Annotated in this window: 16 protein-coding genes and 1 pseudogene; 6 read left to right on the forward strand and 11 right to left on the reverse strand. The window is 55.8% G+C overall.

Annotation, left to right across the window (positions count from 1 at the left end; translation table 11 throughout):
* Positions 1-164: 164 nt before the first annotated feature.
* The 3 genes and pseudogenes from D9K61_RS02850 to D9K61_RS02860 form a co-directional block, all read right to left on the reverse strand.
* Positions 165-995: pseudogene (locus tag D9K61_RS02850) on the reverse strand (crotonase/enoyl-CoA hydratase family protein); the annotation flags it as partial.
* A gap of 26 nt (positions 996-1,021) precedes the next feature.
* A complete protein-coding gene (locus D9K61_RS02855; protein ID WP_120631731.1) occupies positions 1,022-2,455 on the reverse strand; it encodes an aldehyde dehydrogenase family protein in 1,434 nt (477 codons plus the stop codon).
* A gap of 15 nt (positions 2,456-2,470) precedes the next feature.
* Complete coding sequence (locus D9K61_RS02860) at positions 2,471-3,556, reverse strand: class I adenylate-forming enzyme family protein (RefSeq protein ID WP_254055654.1); 1,086 nt, start codon at positions 3,554-3,556, stop codon at positions 2,471-2,473.
* A gap of 300 nt (positions 3,557-3,856) precedes the next feature.
* Between D9K61_RS02860 and D9K61_RS02865 the strand changes: the two genes are divergently transcribed.
* From D9K61_RS02865 to D9K61_RS02880, 4 genes are all read left to right on the forward strand, one after another.
* Complete coding sequence (locus D9K61_RS02865) at positions 3,857-4,306, forward strand: hypothetical protein (RefSeq protein WP_120631732.1); 450 nt, start codon at positions 3,857-3,859, stop codon at positions 4,304-4,306.
* Positions 4,307-4,309: 3 nt separating this feature from the next.
* Positions 4,310-4,528, forward strand: coding sequence for a helix-turn-helix transcriptional regulator (locus D9K61_RS02870; protein ID WP_120631733.1), 219 nt, complete (start codon positions 4,310-4,312; stop codon positions 4,526-4,528).
* A gap of 37 nt (positions 4,529-4,565) precedes the next feature.
* Positions 4,566-5,204, forward strand: a complete 639-nt coding sequence (locus D9K61_RS02875) for a bifunctional 2-polyprenyl-6-hydroxyphenol methylase/3-demethylubiquinol 3-O-methyltransferase UbiG (RefSeq protein ID WP_120631734.1) — start codon at positions 4,566-4,568, stop codon at positions 5,202-5,204.
* A 369-nt stretch (positions 5,205-5,573) separates the two neighbouring features.
* Positions 5,574-5,933, forward strand: a complete 360-nt coding sequence (locus tag D9K61_RS02880) for a CHAP domain-containing protein (protein WP_371688446.1) — start codon at positions 5,574-5,576, stop codon at positions 5,931-5,933.
* Between the two features lie 100 nt (positions 5,934-6,033).
* Here D9K61_RS02880 and D9K61_RS02885 read toward each other — a convergent pair whose 3' ends face one another.
* On the reverse strand, positions 6,034-6,603 hold the full coding sequence (locus D9K61_RS02885) for a chloramphenicol phosphotransferase CPT family protein (protein WP_120631735.1): 570 nt from the start codon (positions 6,601-6,603) through the stop codon (positions 6,034-6,036).
* Between the two features lie 36 nt (positions 6,604-6,639).
* The gene (locus D9K61_RS02890; protein ID WP_120631736.1) at positions 6,640-7,365 is read right to left on the reverse strand and encodes a TetR/AcrR family transcriptional regulator; all 726 of its coding nucleotides are present in this window, start codon (positions 7,363-7,365) and stop codon (positions 6,640-6,642) included.
* Positions 7,366-8,067: 702 nt separating this feature from the next.
* On the opposite strand from D9K61_RS02890, the gene D9K61_RS02895 reads away from it, so the two are divergent.
* Positions 8,068-8,940 carry a LysR substrate-binding domain-containing protein gene (locus D9K61_RS02895; protein WP_120631737.1) on the forward strand — a complete coding sequence of 291 codons (873 nt, stop codon included), beginning with the start codon at positions 8,068-8,070 and terminating at the stop codon, positions 8,938-8,940.
* 497 nt (positions 8,941-9,437) lie between these two features.
* Here D9K61_RS02895 and D9K61_RS02905 read toward each other — a convergent pair whose 3' ends face one another.
* Positions 9,438-11,816: a molybdopterin-dependent oxidoreductase gene (locus tag D9K61_RS02905; protein ID WP_120631738.1), complete on the reverse strand. Its 2,379-nt coding sequence runs from the start codon at positions 11,814-11,816 to the stop codon at positions 9,438-9,440.
* A gap of 276 nt (positions 11,817-12,092) precedes the next feature.
* Complete coding sequence (locus D9K61_RS02915; protein WP_120631740.1) at positions 12,093-12,950, reverse strand: LysR substrate-binding domain-containing protein; 858 nt, start codon at positions 12,948-12,950, stop codon at positions 12,093-12,095.
* An 85-nt stretch (positions 12,951-13,035) separates the two neighbouring features.
* On the opposite strand from D9K61_RS02915, the gene D9K61_RS02920 reads away from it, so the two are divergent.
* Complete coding sequence (locus D9K61_RS02920; protein ID WP_120631741.1) at positions 13,036-14,058, forward strand: permease; 1,023 nt, start codon at positions 13,036-13,038, stop codon at positions 14,056-14,058.
* Between the two features lie 483 nt (positions 14,059-14,541).
* Here the strand turns inward: D9K61_RS02920 and D9K61_RS02930 are convergent, their stop codons facing one another.
* From D9K61_RS02930 to D9K61_RS02945, 4 genes are all read right to left on the reverse strand, one after another.
* Positions 14,542-15,372, reverse strand: a complete 831-nt coding sequence (locus tag D9K61_RS02930; protein WP_120631743.1) for a metallophosphoesterase — start codon at positions 15,370-15,372, stop codon at positions 14,542-14,544.
* Positions 15,373-15,432: 60 nt separating this feature from the next.
* Entirely contained in the window at positions 15,433-16,680 is a 1,248-nt protein-coding gene (locus D9K61_RS02935) for an ABC transporter substrate-binding protein (protein WP_120631744.1), read from the reverse strand.
* Positions 16,681-16,790: 110 nt separating this feature from the next.
* A complete protein-coding gene (locus D9K61_RS02940; RefSeq protein WP_120631745.1) occupies positions 16,791-17,753 on the reverse strand; it encodes a carbohydrate ABC transporter permease in 963 nt (320 codons plus the stop codon).
* Entirely contained in the window at positions 17,753-18,733 is a 981-nt protein-coding gene (locus D9K61_RS02945; RefSeq protein WP_120631746.1) for a carbohydrate ABC transporter permease, read from the reverse strand. Before D9K61_RS02945 ends, D9K61_RS02940 begins: the two co-directional genes overlap by 1 nt.
* Position 18,734: the final 1 nt, after the last annotated feature.

Below are 18,734 nucleotides of genomic sequence, written 5' to 3' on the forward strand. Positions count from 1 at the left end.
CGTCAGTATAGGGCGAGAAGCTGTCCTTGGGGACAAAAGTGCGTTTCGCGTTGGATCTGATCCGATACACCTGCTGTAGGGATCCCCATAGCACTGCGGATACTCAGCCGAGTGGGTATCCGCAGTGCAGAAAACAATTTTTTGTCCAAAGAGTTAGCGAACCTTCACTTGTCGGAATCAAATGGCTGGTTTCCCGTCCAGTCGAACGAACCCTGATCCCTTTCCTCTACCGCTTGTTTCCAGCCGACCTTTTCGACACGGGCCTTGAAGTTCATACCCTCCGGGGAATGGCGCGTGATGCCGTCGAATACAGTCGCCAGACGTTGAGTCTGGTTGATCCTCTCCTCGACGGCGGAATTGATCACCATCTTCTGCATGGCCAGCTGGTTGACCGGCACAGTTGCCATACGCCCGGCCAGGGCCTCGACAGCATCGTCCAACTGATCATCCGGAACCGATTTCAGTATCAACCCCATCTCAGCGGCCTCAACGCCTGAAATTTTGTCACCGGTGAACATCATCCGCTTCGCCTTCTCCGGGCCCAGCCGATGCACCCACATCGCTGTGGTCGGGCATCCCCAGACCCGGGTCGGCATGTAACCAATCTGTGCGGTATCTCCCATGATTGTCAGATCTGCGCAGAGGGCAATATCCGACCCGCCAGCGACGGCGAAACCATGGACTTTGCACACGACCGGCTTCATCGCCCGGAACAGCGACATGAAGTTCTGAGTGTTCGCCCACATGAACTGGAAGTCCTGCATCGGATCCCAGGGCATCTCCTGCACTACCGTGTTGGGGCCGTTGCCTTCGGCATAGTGCGCCAGATCATAGCCTGAACAAAACGCCTTGCCCGCTCCGGCCAGAACCATCACATGAATGCCTGGGTCTGCGTCTGCCCGCCCTACAGCGGCGGCAAGTTCGCGCGGCAGATCATCGTCAATCGCGTTCATCACGTCCGGGCGGTTCAAGGTGATCCGCCCAATGCGGCCATCTTTTTCATAGAGAACTTAGGTCATGTTCACTGCCAATCGCTGACGGCTTTGACTTCAAGGAACTCTTCCAATCCCCAGACGCCGCCTTCACGGCCATTTCCGGACTGCTTCATTCCGCCAAAGGGGGATCCGGCGCCGCCGAATTTGCCGTTCATTTCAACCATGCCTGAACGGAGTTGCCTCGCCACCCGGCGTGCGCGGGCCTTATCAGCGGTCTGGACATAGTTGGTCAGGCCATAGGGGGTATCGTTTGCCAATGCGATGGCCTCTTCTTCGGTATCAAACGGAGCCATGACCAGAACCGGGCCAAAGACTTCCTCTTTCCAAAGTGTCATGTCCGAGGTGACGTCCGCGAAGACGGTGGGCCTGATAAAGTAACCACGCTCCAGCCCTTCGGGCCGCCCTAATCCACCAGCAACCAGCGTCGCTCTTTCGTCGAACCCGCGTTTGATCAGGTACTGAATCTTGTTGAATTGCGTATCGGAGACAACTGGCCCAATTTGCCGGCCTTCAACGTCCGCCGGACCGATCTCGGTCTTCTCAGCAATGGCACGCGCAGTTTCGACAGCCTGATCATAGATGGAGCGTTCCACAAGCATCCGGGTTGGTGCGTTGCAGGACTGGCCGGAATTGTTGAAGCAATGGCGCAAACCGCGCGCGACTGCTTTTTCGTCTGCATCAGCAAAGATGATGTTGGCGCCTTTGCCGCCCAGCTCAAGGCTTACGCGTTTGACAGTGTCTGCCGCGGATTTGCTGATCGCTATGCCTGCACGGGTCGAGCCGGTGAAGCTGACCATATCCACGTCCGGATGTGCGGTGAGGGCGCTGCCCACGCCTGCGCCATCTCCATTGACCAGATTGAAGACACCTGGCGGAAAACCTGCTTCGTCAATCACTTCGGCCAGCAGCATGACGCTGAGCGGTGCCTGCTCGGCGGGCTTCAAAACCATCGTGCAACCCGCTGCCAATGCAGGCGCGACTTTGAGCATCACCTGGTTCATCGGCCAGTTCCAAGGTGTGATCAGAGCGCAGACCCCGACCGGTTCATGGAAGATCATGTCACCCGGTGCGTGATCTCCCAAGGGGTGCTCGAAAGCAAATGACCTAGCGGCACGGATGGTGTTCTTGAGATGCCCGGCGCCGGCGCCCACCTGTGCCGTACTTGCCAATGCAATGGGTGCGCCCATCTCCTGGCTGATCGCTTGCGCCATTTCCTTTGCGCGCCCTTTGTAGGTTTCCATCAGTCGTTCCAACGCAGCGATACGCTCCTGGGGCTCAGTCGCCGCCCAGACCGGGAAGGCAGACTTGGCCGCTGCAACGGCCGCATCGGTATCAGCAGGACCGCCCAGCGAGATTATGGCGATCCGTTCCTCGGTCGAGGGGTTCTCCACGGCCATCTCGCGCCCGTCAACCGAGGCAACCCAATGTCCATTGATGTAGTGTTTTGTCATGATGTTCATGGCGTTCCCTTTCGGTCAGAGTTCATGGAAATCTCCAGCGGCAAAGCGGTCGCGGAGAATAAATTTCTGGATCTTGCCGGAACCGGTCAGGGGAAACTCATCCACCTGCACCCAGACATTCGGTGTTTTCTGCGGCGACATGTTTGCGCGGCAATGCGCGTGAAGTTCTGCCTTTGCGAGCGGTTTGCTGCGGCGGATGAACGCGCCGATCAGTTCACCCCACTTAGGGTCCGGCAAGCCGACGACTGCAACCTCGGCAACGTCAGGGTGCTCCAGCAGACAGTTCTCGATCTCCGCAGGGAAGTGGTTCTCGCCGCCCCGGATGATCATCTCTTTGACACGGCCGGTGACGCTCACATATCCGCGCGCGTCCATCCGGCCCAGATCACCGGTATGCAGCCAGCCATCCGCATGCACCGTCTCGGATGTGGCCTTGGGATTGTCGTTAAATTCCAGCAACACACAGGGGCCGCGGGCGCAGATCTCTCCGACCTCCCCTATGGCGACTGCACGGTTATCATCGACACTGCGGATCGAAACCTCGGTTTGCGCAACCGGTTGTCCTGCTGTGTTGCAAATGTCTTCAATGCCATCAGACAGATGGTGCTGTGTGATCACCGGGCAGTGTTCAGTCTGCCCGTAGAGTGTCGAGAACCCGGCCCCCATCAGGTTTTGCACCCTGCGGACCAGTTCCGGTGCTACCATGGAGCCGCCGCAACTGACCACCTTCAGCGCAGACAGGTCCCGCGGGCGTATTTCCTGCGCGTCCAGAAGCGCCACCACCATGGTTGGTACGCCAAGGATGATGTTAGCGCGGCACGCTTCAAGCTGATCCAGAACCACTTCCGGGTCGAACAAGCTGATCAATACCATCCGGCAGCCTGCCTGAAGGCATCCCAGCGTGACCATTCCACAGCCAGACGTATGGAACATCGGCATGACATTGACCCAGGATGTTTTTTCGGTCGCTCCGCACCGGGTGGCGTAGAAACGTGCATTGTTGACCAGTCCGCGGTGGCTGAGCACGGCCCCTTTAGGGAAACCGGTGGTTCCGCTGGTGTACTGGATCATTGCGGCGTCGCCCGGAGCAATGTTTGGCATAGAGACTGGGCGGGATCCAAAGGCAAACAGGGCCGGACTCTCCATGTCAGTGACTTCCCGCACAGCCGGGATGCCAGCAGCAACGTCCGCCCGGCTTGATTGCTGTCCAAATCGTGCGGGCTATGAGCCTACGAATGTCTGAATTGATAACTCACTAAATGTTCTATCACCAACGCTAACTCCATTAGTTCGATAACACATAGAGTCTATAATATTTGACACCAGGTATAGTATATCATACTTATCGTACAAAATACTGGACACAAATCAACCGCATGCCGCACCACGGAGGCCCCGGAAATGACCTACCAGGATCGCAACACTGTCGTCTCGATCTTTGTGAATCTTGCTGTCAGTGCCTTCATCGTTTTTCGACTTCTGGACATGAATGCCTCTGGGATGTTCGATGGGCCTGATGCCGTGAACAACTGGGCCCGAATGGTGATCTGGTTAATCCCTATGGGGATTGTCGTTACCATAATTGGCACTATTCTGTTCAATATTGGTTTTGCAATAGTGACACGCGAACCCAAACCCAGTTTCGTCGTCGATGAACGTGACAAAATGTTCGAACGCCGTGGCAGCCTCGCGATCATTGTCTTCGCAGGCGCAGGCTTTGTCTCTGCCGTCCTGGCCATGGCCTTGAATGCGTCTGCGCTGATTGGGTTTAATATCATCTATTTCGGAATGGCATTCGGGTCTTTTGCGGCTGATATCGTCAAATTTGCTAGCTATCGGCGTGGGTACTGAACCATGGGTAAGCTCAAGATCACCAACAACATCAGACGTCTGCGGTTTGACGCCGACGAAATGACTCAGAAAGAGCTCGCCGAAAGAGTAGGTGTCACCCGACAAACAATTGTTGCCATTGAAAATGCGAAGTACTCACCAACGCTCGAGCTGGCGATCTTAATCGCCCGTGTATTCAATAAGCCCCTCGAAAAAGTCTTCGATATCCAGGACGCCAGTTAAGTCTTCGCGATTGCACCTTATTGTCCAAGGAACAGATATGCTCATCCATCCGCCGCGATTTTGGAACATGATGGCGCGTTCGTATGCGCGACGCCCCGTCCAAAACCAAGCTGCCTACGAATACAAGCTCGACTTTACTGCGAGACATCTTTCTCCTCAGGATTGCCTCCTGGAAATTGGCTGCGGCACGGGAACGACGGCACTCATTCACGCCCCAAATGTCGCTCATATCGACGCCATCGATTACTCTTCAGAAATGATCTCAATCGCTCGGGAGAAAGCCAATCAGCAGGGTGTCGAGAACGTGAACTTCGAAGTAAGCGCGTTCGACAACTGGCCCATTCCCGCTAAGGATCAGCAGTATGATGCAATATTGGCTATGTCGGTACTGCACCTAGTCCTTGATCTTGACGAAACATTGGATCGAATTCGAAATTCACTTAAAGAAGGTGGCCTGCTCTTCAGCTCGACGGTCTGCCTGGAGGGTATGGAAAAATACGCTATTCCAGCCCTTGGGGCCATCGGCCTATTGCCCAAGATCCGCGTTCTTACTCAAGAAGTCCTTGTCGAGCGAATGCAGGCGTTCGGGTTCAGTGTCGAACACAAATGGCGTCCGGAGAACGGTTCGACTGCATTTATTGTCGCGAAGAACGGCGGTTATTGCCGGTGGAATTGAGTTGTGCAATGAGGACGGCGGCCGGGAATTCTGTAAGACGCCTGGACACCCCTGTCTGCGGAGCCGGGTTGGGACTGGCAAATTCCTGCCGTGGAATGGCTGGTCTCTTTTCAAGCCCTCAAAACCGCTGTAAAACATCGTGACCACTCAGATCGGCAATGAAGTTTCTTGCAAAACTGCAACAGCAACACGAATACAATTTGGCCGCGCCTGACCGGCACCGCCCGCGCTGTGATTGCGATGGGGCTTATTGCTCTTGCCACTGCCTGTACTATTAATCCAAACGACGCGGATCTCGATCCAGAACGTCAGTCAATGGCGCTGCAGGAGGTCTCGAGAAAGCAGGCTCGGGGGCAAAGAGTATGGTGCGTGCCCTACGCACGAAACCTCAGCGGCATCGAAATTCGCGGCAATGCCAAGGACTGGTGGGGTAAGGCGCGTAGTGCTTTTGGTCGGGGCAACGAACCGGTCGTCGGTGCGGTAATGTCTTTTCGAGCAACCGGTGGTATGCCTTTGGGCCATGTGGCTGTCGTCTCCGATGTTGTCACCGACCGTGAAGTCATCGTGAATCATGCCAACTGGCATCGCAACAAGGTATCATTGAAAATGGGCGTCAGGGACGTATCCAAACACAATGATTGGACACTGGTTCGGGTCGAAAGCCATCCGGGACGGTATGGCAGCTTCTACCCGGTGAACGGGTTCATATATCCGAAAGTTGCCGAGTAACCAAATTGCTTTTTGCATCCACCGCGAACCCATGGAATGCGCCGCAGGCGACCCTCATCTCGGACATGAAGGGTTATACACGGATTGACTGCATAAGGAGTTACAAGTTCAGGCTCGTGTTCATCAACTCGGCGCATGCAAGTGGGGACCTATTTTTAGTATTGACCGACAGATCACAAGTCATCCCTTCGTGGACACGCTTGTATTGCCATCTGGATAGCCTGATGTTTCGGTCTCCGCGCCTTCGCTCCCGTTCCTCCAGGACCTCCAGCGAAGCAAAGACACCGACGATGTGACACTCGTACGGCTCTAATAGGGTCCGATACTCAGATACAGCTTTTGCTGAGCCGGTTGCCGTATTTCCAAACAGCACCTCGTCAACGATCAGGTTGTTCCCGGCGCCTGCCATAGCGGCGACCGACCGGCGCATTCCGGACAGCGCGCGCTTTGCAATGGGTCCGGTACTCGCAAATGTGGTCACGTTCCCGTCCTCGATGCGCTGTTCAAAGTTCAACCCGTCTGGGTGGCCCTCAAGCCGCTCTGGCAGCATTGCGAGGAATGTATCCATTTCAGTGTGTAAAAATGGTTGCGCAGCGATATTCTGAAGCGCCTTTGCAAGGGAGCTTTTTCCAACGCTCCCAACACCATTCAGAAGAATTACTGTTGCCACGGGTCTCGTGCCTGTCTGGTCGAATTCCGAACCGCATTAATTGGTCGAAGGCGGCGGCGGAGGTTCCGTTGCCATCGTAACGTCTACGGCTTCTGGCCAACCGAAATCTGTCGTCCCATCTGGCAATCCCAGAATGCGGTCGATTGTTAAAAATTGCATGTCGATTGCGGCCTGCAATTTATGAGCGGCGTGGTCCGCTGCATCAGTTCCTCGTGCCTCAATCGCGCGCAACAGAGCGAGGTCTATGAAAGTGCTCAGGAACAAAATGAGCTCTGCGGCTGTATCAACATCCGCAACAATAAACGCGCCCTCATCACGGCCTTTCTGAATGATCTTGGTCAGAACGGGAATGGCACCGGTTCTGACTCTGCGCTTGAATTGTTCCAGCAGGACCAGATTCTTATCCTGGTTCATGACTCTGAAGAATTCGACCTGACCAGGGTAGTCATGTTCGCGTAGGTAGTTTGCCCGCAAGTGTGTAAAGCTGCGCAACAGATCAAGCGCAGAGGATGTCTCGTCAGAGGCGACAACGGCCATCTGCGAAAAGACACTCTCTGCCATTCCATCCAATACCCCAAACAACAATTCGTCCTTGGATTTGAAGTGATGATAAAATCCACCTTTCGAGACACCGGCCAGATCCAACACATCCTGTACGGTCGTGTCTTCGAACCCTTTGGAAAAGAACAATATTTGAGCACATCCCAATAACTGAGCGCGACGTTCTTCGGGGCGCATGTTCTTCCGCTTCGTAGATTTCATTCATTTTCCTCTTGAAAACCGACCGGCGGTCTGCAAATACAGACCCATGGTTGGTTTATACTCCGACTCACTTCGCAGGGCAATGTAATTCACCTGCCAACCCGAATTAGACGATGCGCCAACGCAGCCCATTTCCGCGAGCCATGACGCTTCGCGGGCCCGGTTGAGTTGCGCGCACTACACAGGACTGAATGCCATGAATGCTCTTATCTGTGGATACATTCCACCATCCGAGTTGCGTAGAACGTCGCGTTTGATGGGTATTCGCGAATTGCTCGGGATTCTGATCACCAATTGTCTGTACAAATGTGACGTTCAGCGAGCTTCAGCTCGAATCCGCTGGAATGAGTCGTTCGCAAGACAGCTTTCCACCAATTGATTCAAACTCTCTGGAGATAAACATGTTGGGTTGCACACGCGCTCTTTCTGCGGTTTATCGATCAGCTAATCGCATGAATGCAATCGCCATTATCTTACGGCCCGTGAACGGTCTGCTCTCAGTCGACGCATTGTGCCGCAACAAGCGGCCACGACGCGTTCTACTGCAGCGAGCTGTCGGCGCGTCTGTGTCTGCCCCTACGTTCAAGCTGCCCAACGTCATCTCTCCGATTCATATGCTCGAAGCCCACTCTGCGTATTGCGGCTGGATTGAAAGTCGAGTTTTTCTTTCCTCCGCGTACAAAATATTTGTACACAAGAAATATGCGCACCCACTTTCGCCACCACGATTTGCTTAGGCTCTTTGTAGAGATCGCTCGCCATCCGAGTTTCTCGGAGGCGGCTGAGGCAATGAACATGACTAAAGGCGCGACCAGCTATCAGATCAAAACCCTTGAGGCGGATTTGGGCATTGCCCTGTTCAGACGCACGACGCGTGGCGTCACACTCACCGGTGAAGGACTGAAGCCGCTGGCCGCCTGTCAGACCCGATATGAGGAAATCGAAGCCGATCTTCGGGCGCTCCGGGGCATGTCATCCCAAACCCTGACGGTTGGGGTTTCGACCTATTTCGCCGCGCGATGGCTGTCACCGCGACTGATGTCGTTCATGCAGCGCTACCCGAACGTGCAGCTGCGCATCCAGCCGATGATACAGTTTTCAGACCGTGAAATGCATGACGTTGATCTGGCTATCAGATGGGGCAATGGGAATTGGGATGACGGCGCTGTTACGCCCTTCATGCCCATGCCAACCTATCCTGTAGGAAATTCAGAAGCCGCCCGTCAGGTGGATAGGTTGGGAATGAACAGGGCGATTTCGCGCTTCACATTGTTACGGGATCGCGATGATAGTAACGCTTGGTCAGCTTGGCTCAGCGCTGCAGGTTTGCCACAGCAAAGTCGACGAGACGTGTTGATTGTTCCGGATCCTAACGTCCGGGTGCAAGCAGTGATCGACGGTCAGGGGATTGCTTTGATGGATGATCTTCTCAAAGACGAATTGGACGACACCAAGCTGTTTCGCTTGTCTGAAGTTGAACTCTCTGACTATGGCTATTTCCTCGTCCGACCGCATCGAACACCAGCATCAGAAACGGCGAGAGTTTTTTCTGACTGGATTCAAGACGAAGTCTGAGAAGGCGTTCACGCTGTGCCTGGAAGTAACAACCGTCTTGAGTTGCGTTAGGCTCAGAACCGATTGATTTCCATGGGGCGTCGTGATTCACCGCTGGAAAACAGAGCGGTGAAGTGTCTAATTTTTTGGTTGGCGGATGCGCAGATGGCACGGCTTGAGCAGTTCTTCCCGAAGTCCCGCGGCAGGCCTCGCGGCGATGATCGACGTGTGCTGAGTGGGATTATCTTCATAAACCGCAATAGGTTGCGCTGACTATGAAACAAGAACGAGTCCTGGCCAGACCCGCCGTCCGTGTCATGTGTTTCCAGGGTCTTTGGAAACGCCTAACCTACAGATGCTGCAATGCGGGTGTATGAAAACGGATCAAACAGATCAAACATTGACGTCATTTACGGCTACCCAATCCAAACCATCAACATGGCGCCATCTCGAAGAAGCCGACCCGCGGGGCGGACTCTGGCATTGAACGGAATCCCTTGTCGGTTATGCTAGTTTCACTAAAGCGCTTCAATCTCACAGACATATGCGCGCAATGGAACTGATCCACTAACTGGGTCCACCGCATCCTGACCGATCATCTGATTGAAGTTCGCTGTGTTTTCTCCCAGTACGTCATAGCCTGGTGCGTCAAGTTCAGGGCAAGCTTGCCACCATCCGTGCTGACCACAGATCACCTTCGGATCAAGGCTTTTGTCCAGCCGTGCCCGCGCGCGGGCATGGCCCTTTGGTGTTATTATACGTACCCAATCTCCAGCGCTGATGTTTCGCGCTTCAGCCGCTTCTGGATGCATGTCGACCTGGGGCTCGGGTGCGCGACGGCGCAGGCTTGGCAATCCGCGATGCTGGCTCTCGCAATAGAGTGAATCTTTGGTGCAGGTCAGGATCAATGGGAACCTCGCCGCCAGTTTCGGCTGAGCGTTATGCCCCACCTGTGGTTCCTCATAGTCAGGTAATGGCGGATATCCGTGATCCATCAAGGTTTCGGAATAGAATTCTACTTTCCCCGAAGGTGTATTAAATCCGCGCGGCGCGTTGTCTTTGAGGGCTTGGTACTTTTGGTAGGTCGTCTGCAACGGCACACGAATGCCCTCGGGTGCTGCGCGCAAGGCCTCTGGTGTTAATCCGCTGGGCGACAGCTGATGGCGGTAGGCAGCATCGACATCACCGTCCCAGAACAGATCTCCCAACCCAAGCTGGCAGGCCAGGTCAAAAACAATCTGGATATCCGGCCGTGCCTCGCCTCGTGCCTCGACCAGTTGCTGGCGTAACTGAACAAGGGAACATGCGTCTTCGCTGACCTCAAATCCAATTTTCAACCCTTCGGACTCGAACGGGCTCGTCGTAGGCAGCACGATATCAGCAAGCTCGGCACTGGGGTTCATGAACAGATCGATATGGACATTCAACTCAAGCGCTTTCAGCGCCTCGTAGCCACGCGCGCCGTCCGCATGGGCCAGTAGCAGGTTCGAGCCAAAGTTGATCATCGCCCGTACTTTGTAGGGTTTCTCGTCCAGAATGGCGTCGTAGACATCAGCCGAGGCGACAAAATCATATTTTGCCGGGCCGAGCGGCCTTTTGGTCCGTCCCAAAGTCTTCTCCCGTTGCGCCGCCGACAGAAACTCATCCCCTTGGATATTGTTGGTCGGAACGGCGGGAAATTCTACGTTTCCCCCTTTGGTGTCGTAGTTGCCTGTCAGCGCGTACAGCAGCCCAATGGACCGGGCGCTCTGGGTCGCATTGGATTGCTGCTCAAGTCCTGACCAGGTCATGTAGGCAACAGGTCGCGATTGCCGCATCATCTTGGCTGTCCGCGTGATATCCGATGCGGCGACGCCTGTGATTTCCTCTACGGTATCGGGGGTATAGCGGGCACAGATTTGCGACCATATCTCAAAGACCGGGCGGCAGGTCACAGGCCCATCCAAAGTTGTTACTTCGAAGGAACCCGAGAGGGCATATCTGCCGGTATCGGCGCCGTGTTCGCAGATCACTGGTTCCTTGGTTGCTTCAGACCAGACCATGTAACTGTCAGATGATTTGCCAACCGATAAATCAGAAGCGCGTAACAACCGTTTGGTATCATCTCGAACCAGCATCGGTGCATTTGACCAGCTGCGCAAAAACTCGTGATCGCACCAACGCTCTTGGATCATGATATTCGACAGGCCCAACGCCAATGCTCCGTCGGTTCCCGGACGAACCTGCAACCAAGCGTCGGCCTGCCGCGCCAATCCTGCGTTGCGCGGGTCTACAACGATCAATTGCGCACCACGCTTTTTGGCTGCACTGGTTGCCGTAGCATGGGCAATCCGCGAGACCGTTGGATTGTAACCCCAGAACAGGATGCAACCGGCATTTTCCAGATCCGGCATCACTCCGGCAGGTAAAGCCGACCCAAAGGAGTAAAGATTGGCTAAATACCGGCCCCAACCGCACAGTTCCATTGAGATTGATTGGTTCGGGCTGCCGAAAGCTCGCCGTAACCGTCTGACCCATTCTACGGAATCAGACATGGCAGAGGTCGACGGGGACGCAGTATTGAAGGCCACAGTCTCGGGGCCATGTTGACCGGACAGGCGCTTTAGGTTGTCAGAGATTGTGCACAATGCTTCGTCCCAACTGATCCGTTGCCACCCAGGATCAGCCGCGCCTTTTGGCTGTGTGCGCTTCATCGGGTATTCAAGCCTGTCCGGATGATAAACCAATTCAGGGGCAACCTTGCCCTTGATACAGAGCGCATGTCCTGTCGGATGTGAAGGATCCGCCGACAACGATGTCAGCCGCCCATCTTCAACGGTCGCTATCGCACCGCACCGTGATACACAAAGCGCGCAAAAACTGGATATCTCTTCTGGGTCATGCGTAGGCTCAGACATGAAAATTCGCTTTCGGCTGTTCGGTTCAGTCAAATTATTGTGCGTTGACTGACGCTATCACAAAATGACGCCTTCTCCCTTTTTCCATCCAAGACAATTGAAATACAGCCGATAGAAACGTGATAGCTGCTGGTACAACATATACAAATGCAGCCATTGATTTGCGTGCAGCGAAAGCCGGCAAATCCTGCAGAGCAAACGCTTGCCGGGATTCAGGGAGTGTCAGCATCGAGCCCAACTTACTCATTCGCTGAAACCTGCCCCAGAGCCGCTCTCTTAAGCCCTGGTTAGAAAGGCAGTCCGGATGGCTGTTTTCATGGCATCCTGCGGCCCAGCTTCCGGCGAGCCACTTGCCGCCATCACCAACTTCGAGGCGGGTGTGTTTCTGAAGCCAAGAGCTTCACCCACAACTGTCAGGTCCGGATGAAGCGAGGAACGGCCCAGCAGACCGACTGCCATCCCAGCCTCTACTGCGGCGATGACGCCAGAGACACTTTGGCTGGAATAGACCATGCGAAATGGTTTTCCTCGGTCCTCCAGTGATGCGATTGCTACATCGCGCCACCAACAGGCATGATCGAACAAGGCAACTGGCAAGCTTTCATCACTTTGGAAATCCCGATGCGCCGATGATACCCAGCATGTTGGATCCTCAAATAGTAGTTCTTCATGTTTTTCCCGACTCTCCACTTCATAGACCGCAAGGTCCAGCAATCCCTTGTCGAGTGCATCGGGGTATCCTGTGCTCAACGCACAGGTCACATCCAGTTCGACCCGTGGATGGTGACGGGTGAATGTTGCGATAATCTGTGCCAGCTTTGCCCGACCGTGATCATCTGGAATGCCAACGCGCAGCTTGCCGGTCACGGCAGTTTGGGAAATGTCCCTCAGCGCTGTGTCGAGGCGAGCGGTCACGTCCTGTGCAACGGGCAACAGGTGGCGGCCGGTATCGCTCAGAACAACCCCGCGCCCATGCCGTTCAAAAACGGGTTGGCCGAGGATGGCTTCGAGACGTTTGATCTGGAGACTGGTAGCGGATTGGGATCTGTGGATACGCGCCGCGCCATCCGTGACGCTTCCTGCTTCGGCGACAGCGACAAAGGTCCGCAATAAATCACTGTCCAGATTTTCCATTCGTTTCTCCAATATCAGAAATTGATACTATTCGTTTCACACATGAATTGTATACCACTACTTATCAAGGTCAGAGGAGCATTCCATGACCGATCAGACAATTACCCGTCGACAATCAGGTAAGGTTTACCTGGTATGGGGCGTGTGCCTTTTGCTGTTGGCCAGCATCGGTCTTGCTTGGCCGGAACACATCGCAGATGCCTCTAAGTTCGTCTTGCGGGGCCTTGTTGTGGTTGCCCCGATTGTTATTCCGGGCATCCTTCTTGCCGCGTGGATCATCGCCAGCGGAGCAGATACACACATTGCTGGCGTGTTCGAGGGCAGGACGCTTCGAACAGTGATGGCCGCATCATTGATCGGGGCTATCACGCCGGTCTGCGGTGTCACCGTTCTGCCGTTAATGGCGGGACTGTTGGCGGCGGGCGTGCCGCTCGCCCCGATCATGGCGTTTTGGTTGTCGTCCCCTATCACAGACCCTGCAATGCTCGCAACGACGGCTGCTACGCTCGGACTGAGCTTTGCGATAGGCAAAACGCTCGCAGCGTTCGGGTTGGGTGTATTCGGGGGGGCGGTCACCAGCCTGTTTGCTAAGTCTCCTTGGGCATTGAATGCGCTTCGTGACAACGGCCTGTCGCGCCGACTGAGCGCTGCACGATGCGGTACAGACCAGACGTTCGATCCATGGGTTTGGAAAACCGAGGCGCGTCGGCGGTCTTTTGCTACTCAGTTCTGGGCAACAGCTCGGCTGATCCTGATCTGCCTGATCCCTGCCTTCGCAGCCGAATACGCCCTGAATTCTGCACTAACACCAGGGGTGCTTGCAGCTTATGTTGGCGAGGGGCAATGGTGGGCCATCCCTGCTGTCGTCTTTGTGGGCGCCCCAGCCTATATCGACGGTTACGCCGCGCTCCCTCTGACACGTGGGTTGATTGATAACGGTATGTCCGAGGGCGCTGCCATGGCTTTCTTGATCTCGGGCGGCGTGGTCAGCATTTGGGGGGCGATGGCGATTGCGCCAGTTCTCAAACTAAAGCCGTTTCTTCTCTATCTCTCGCTTGCTATTTTAGGGTCGCTCGCGGCGGGATATGTTTTTGGATGGGCTGTCTGAAAACACATGAGAGTAGAGTCGGACATCAACAGAGGTCAATTGCCTTACATAATTCAGCCCCGGGCAGATTACCGAGGCAAACGACAACGTCCGGCACGTCCGGCCGAACTTGCAGATCGCATTTGATGACCTTCCACAGAATTCGAACTGCTGCCTCTGGCTTTAGACCTGCCGTTCGATTCTCAGCATAAAACAGCAGATTTGAGCCCTGATCGACCAAGGCTGCGCTGAGGTGCCAACGGAACCCACGGCAGACAGTCATCCCAACTTCGACTCCTGTTCATGGTCCTCGAAAGTAGCCCCAGCACGGGCACCAGGGGTCTGCGTATTAAGTCAAATGACGCGGGACGAAGCTGTTCTCATTACTCGGGTGACGGGGCAATGTTCAGTGGAAAGGTAACCCTGCCATCATCGAACCACCCCGTGAGAGGTAGGGCTAGAGACCGCGTTAAGTCACAGGGGTGCTACTCGGAAGAAAGAGTGTCATTCCGCCGCCTCGGTTGGTTTGGCCCAGTCCTCCCACGCGGTTCCTGTGGTTATGACCGGCCCGTCCCAAGTAAAAGGTATCTGGTGAATGGTGGTATCTCTCCCATCAATCAGCAGCACGAAATAAGCCGGATTCATCGGGGCGCCTTTCAGCTGCTCGGCCTCGCTCAGATCCGGGATCGACTGGTTGCCGGTCGAGGGTGCCGAGGCGAACTGCACTCCGGCATACCGCCCGTGGATCGGCGCATGGACGTGGCCGAAATGGATGTAATCGATCTTTGAGCCATGCGTCCGAATCAGCTCACGGAACGGGCCGCGGTCTTGTTCGACCAGTGCGATTCTGTCTTCTGCGGGCAGGCCCACGAGCATCGGGTTGTGATGCAGGAAAATCCGCGCGTGGGAGCAGGTTTCAAGCTCGGTCTGCAGCCATGCACGGCGGGCGGGGCAGAAATGACCCGCATGGGTCCGTTCGCCTACACTGTCAAGATAGATGAAACGAACTTCCCCGACCATCTCGGCATGGTTGACAAAGCCGTTTGCGTCAACGGGATGGTTCGCAAAAACGGATAGAAAGGCCGCCCGGTTGTCGTGGTTGCCGATCATCAGTCGCACCGGGACCGGCAAGTCGGCAATGGCCTGCTGCAGCGCCTCGTAGGCCGCGTGCTCCCCCCAATGGGTGAGATCACCGGTGATGACGATCCGCGCCGCGTCAGGGTGGTTGACTGTCACATCGGCCAGAGCGCTGGCAAAGCGCGCGTGAGGGTCCAGCCCCCCCATCGGCTCGCCCGGGATGGTCAGGTGAATGTCTGAAATATGAATGATCTTCATGGTTCTTCTGCCCGATAAAGGTACTGGCCGCACCCAGCTGGGTGCGGCCGGCCATTGAGGTTAGCCATTGGGCAGCAGGTCGGCGGCTTCTTCGGCCATCTCTTGCTGCAGCTCTTTCATGTCGGTGGCGTCGCCGGTGACAATGCGTTCGATGCCGTCATAGATTACCTGGGTGATCGCCAGACCGTTATCGCCCGGATAGGCCAGCCAGTCACGTAGCAGCGGCAGCTGGTCCACGGCGGTCTGCTTGTTGGGGTTCTGTTCATAAAAATCGGCCAGGATCACTTCGTTTGCTGCCTTGTTCGGCGGCATGTAACCGGTGGTCTTGGCAACCTCGGCCGCCCCTTCGCCGCTGGTGATGAATTTCAGCCAGGCCCAGGCAGCGTCCTGCACGCGTGGATCATCCGCGGTCGAAGTCAGCATCGCCGCGTTGCCACCTGCCGGCAGGCCCTTGGGAGTATCGCCCATACCTGGGAACGGGCTGGTCACCAGCTCAAAATCGCCCTGCGAACGCTCCACTGAGCCAAGAGCTGAAGTGGACCAGAACATCATGCCGATTTCACCAACCGAGAAGGAGGACAGGGCTGCCTTCCACTCGAGGTTTTGCATATCGCATTTGGTGAAGATTTCCTGCATCTGCTCCAGCGCGGCCAGCGCTTCGGGACTGTCCAGAGTGACGCGGCCATTGTCGACAATCGCTTTGTCCTGAGACCACATCAGGGCTTGCATGAACCAGTTACCCGTAATGTTCCAGCCCCAGAAGATTGGGTTGTCCACACCGTTGGCCTTCATGGTTTCACACATGCCAATCACCTCGTTCCAAGTGGTGGGCAGCTCTTCAATACCGGCGTCTTTGAGGATGTCCATGTTGTAATATCCCACCGGCAGCGACACCGAGAACGGCAGGCCGTGGACGTTGCTGTCAAAGGTAGACAGTGACAGCATGGCGTCGTGGTAGCCGTCTTTGGCAAAGTCGGCTTCTTTAGCAATGAAGGGTTCCAGCGATTTGGCGATGCCCTTTTCGACCAGGATCTGCTGACGGTTCAGGCCCTGCATCGTGACATCGGGCAGGTTGCCGGAAACTGCTTCGCGCAGGATCGTGTTGGTGCCATCCTCATAGGATTCATAAGTGGCGCGGAACTTCACCTCGATATTCGGGTGCGCTTCCTGGAAGGCAGGCATCATCGCTTCATAGGTCACGTCGAACAGGTGGCTGTAGGGATACGCGAATTCAATGATTACGGTGTCCTCGGCCAAAACTGCGGTGGCCGACAGCGCCAAGGCCATTGCGGTTAGGGTGGTTTTCATGAAAATCTTCCTCTTAGTCCTGAATTGGAGCGCTTGTGTTTGGCGATGCACGCTCCGGTGTGATCCCGGTCGGGATTTGGGGAGGGTGCGAGGCAACCCGCACCCGAAACTCATTTCATACCGTTCAGGGTGATCCCTTCGATGAAGCGTTTTTGCGCCAGAAGGAAGGCGACGATCAGCGGGGTAACAATCACGGTGGCAGTGGCCATCATCGGGCCAAAGAAGGACCCGTCGCCGTCCCCCTTGAACTCGCGCAGGCCAAGCGGTGGGGTGAACAGGTCGCGGTTGCCGGTCACCACCATGCGCGGCCAGAAATAGTCGTTCCAATGGGCGACCACGGAAAAGATCGCAAAGGCCAGCAGGGCTGGGATCGCGGTGGGCAGCATCACCCGCCAGACGATGGTGAACTCCCCCATCCCGTCCATGCGCGCGGCATCAATCAGATCATCCGGGACGGTCATGAAGAACTGGCGCATCAAGAAAATGCCAAAGACCGAGATCGTCCAGGGAACAACCAGCGCAGCATAGGTATTGGTCAGACCCAACTTGGCCAGCATGATGTACAGCGGCAGCGCTATAGCATGGACCGGGATCAACAGGCAGAACAGCACCAGAGCGAACACTGCGTCGCGGCCCCAAAACTTCAGCTTTGCCAACGCATAGGCCGCAGGCAATGCAACCACGACCTGGATCAGGAAGATTGAGGCGGTGACGATCACCCCGTTCATCAGGTAGCGCAGCAGCGGAGCCTCGGTGAAGGCCTTGGTATAGTTGAAAACCACGGGGCGCATGGAACACTCCGCCATAGCCTCGTCCACCAGGGCATCCCGGATCGCGCTGTCGGACAACCCGGGAAACTGCGGCACAGCGGCAGCGATGTCATTGCGGCTGGGGTCGCGCAGCTTGACGCATCGCTCGTCGACCATCAGCTCCTGCCGCCCGAAGAAGCCGCCCTCGCCGCGATCGATCTCGCCCGGGGATTTGAACGAATAGCTTACCATCATGTAAAACGGTACAAGGACGATGATCACACCTAGGATCAGGAGCAAATGCTTCCACCAGTCTCGGGTCATCAGTAATGGACCTTTTGTTCTACCAGCCAACGCTGGATCAGGGTGAGGACCACGACGAAGAGCAGAAACAGCATGGTAATGGCGGAGCCGATACCGATGAGGTTCTGTTGCACGCCTTTTTCAAAGATGGCGAACATCATGACGTAGGTGGATTTATTCGGCCCGCCGCCCTGTGGCCAGAAGGCTTCGATCGTGTCAAAGACCTGAAAAGCGCGGATGCAGGTGATGGTGACCACAAAGACCGTGGTCGGCCCCAGCGCGGGCCATGTCACCAGCCGGAAGCGTTCCCAGGCTGATTTTGCCCCGTCCATCTCGGCGGCGTGATACAGTTCCCGGTGAACACTCGTCAGCCCGGCAAGATAAAGCACCATGTTAAAGCCGAAGCCCTGCCAGATGCCGATGAAGCAGACCACCCAGATCGCATAGCGCTTGTCGCCCAGCCACACCGGGAACCGTTCGGCGCAGCCATGGGCCATGAATGGCCAGACATTCTCCAGAAATGTGCCGCAGCCCATCTCTAACATCCGGTTGATCATGCCAATGGACGGGTGCAGCATGAACTCCCAGGCTATGGCCATTGCCAGAAGCGTCGCCATGACCGGCAGGAAGTAGATCGTCTTGTAGATTTCGCGGAACCGGCCCAGCGAATTGATCAGCAGCGCGACGCCGAGCCCCAAACCCACGGATATTGGCACCACGGTCACCACATAGGTCAACGTGGCAACGAACATCTTTTCATAGGTCGAACGCGTAAAGAGTTCTTCATAGTTGCGCGTTCCAACCCAGTCAAACCCGCCGTTGCCAAGCGAGTAGTTGGTAAAGGAGAGCAGCCCAGCAATGATGACTGGTGCCAGCAGGATGGCCACCATCAGGCTCAATGCGGGTACCGTCAGAATCCAGGCGTCGCGGCGTTCCCTCGTCGCGCGCCGCCTAGAGGAGCCCGCCGCGGTTCCGGCGATGCTTGGTTCGATGACAGTCATA

The organism is Ruegeria sp. EL01 (assembly GCF_900313035.1).
GTDB lineage: Bacteria > Pseudomonadota > Alphaproteobacteria > Rhodobacterales > Rhodobacteraceae > Ruegeria.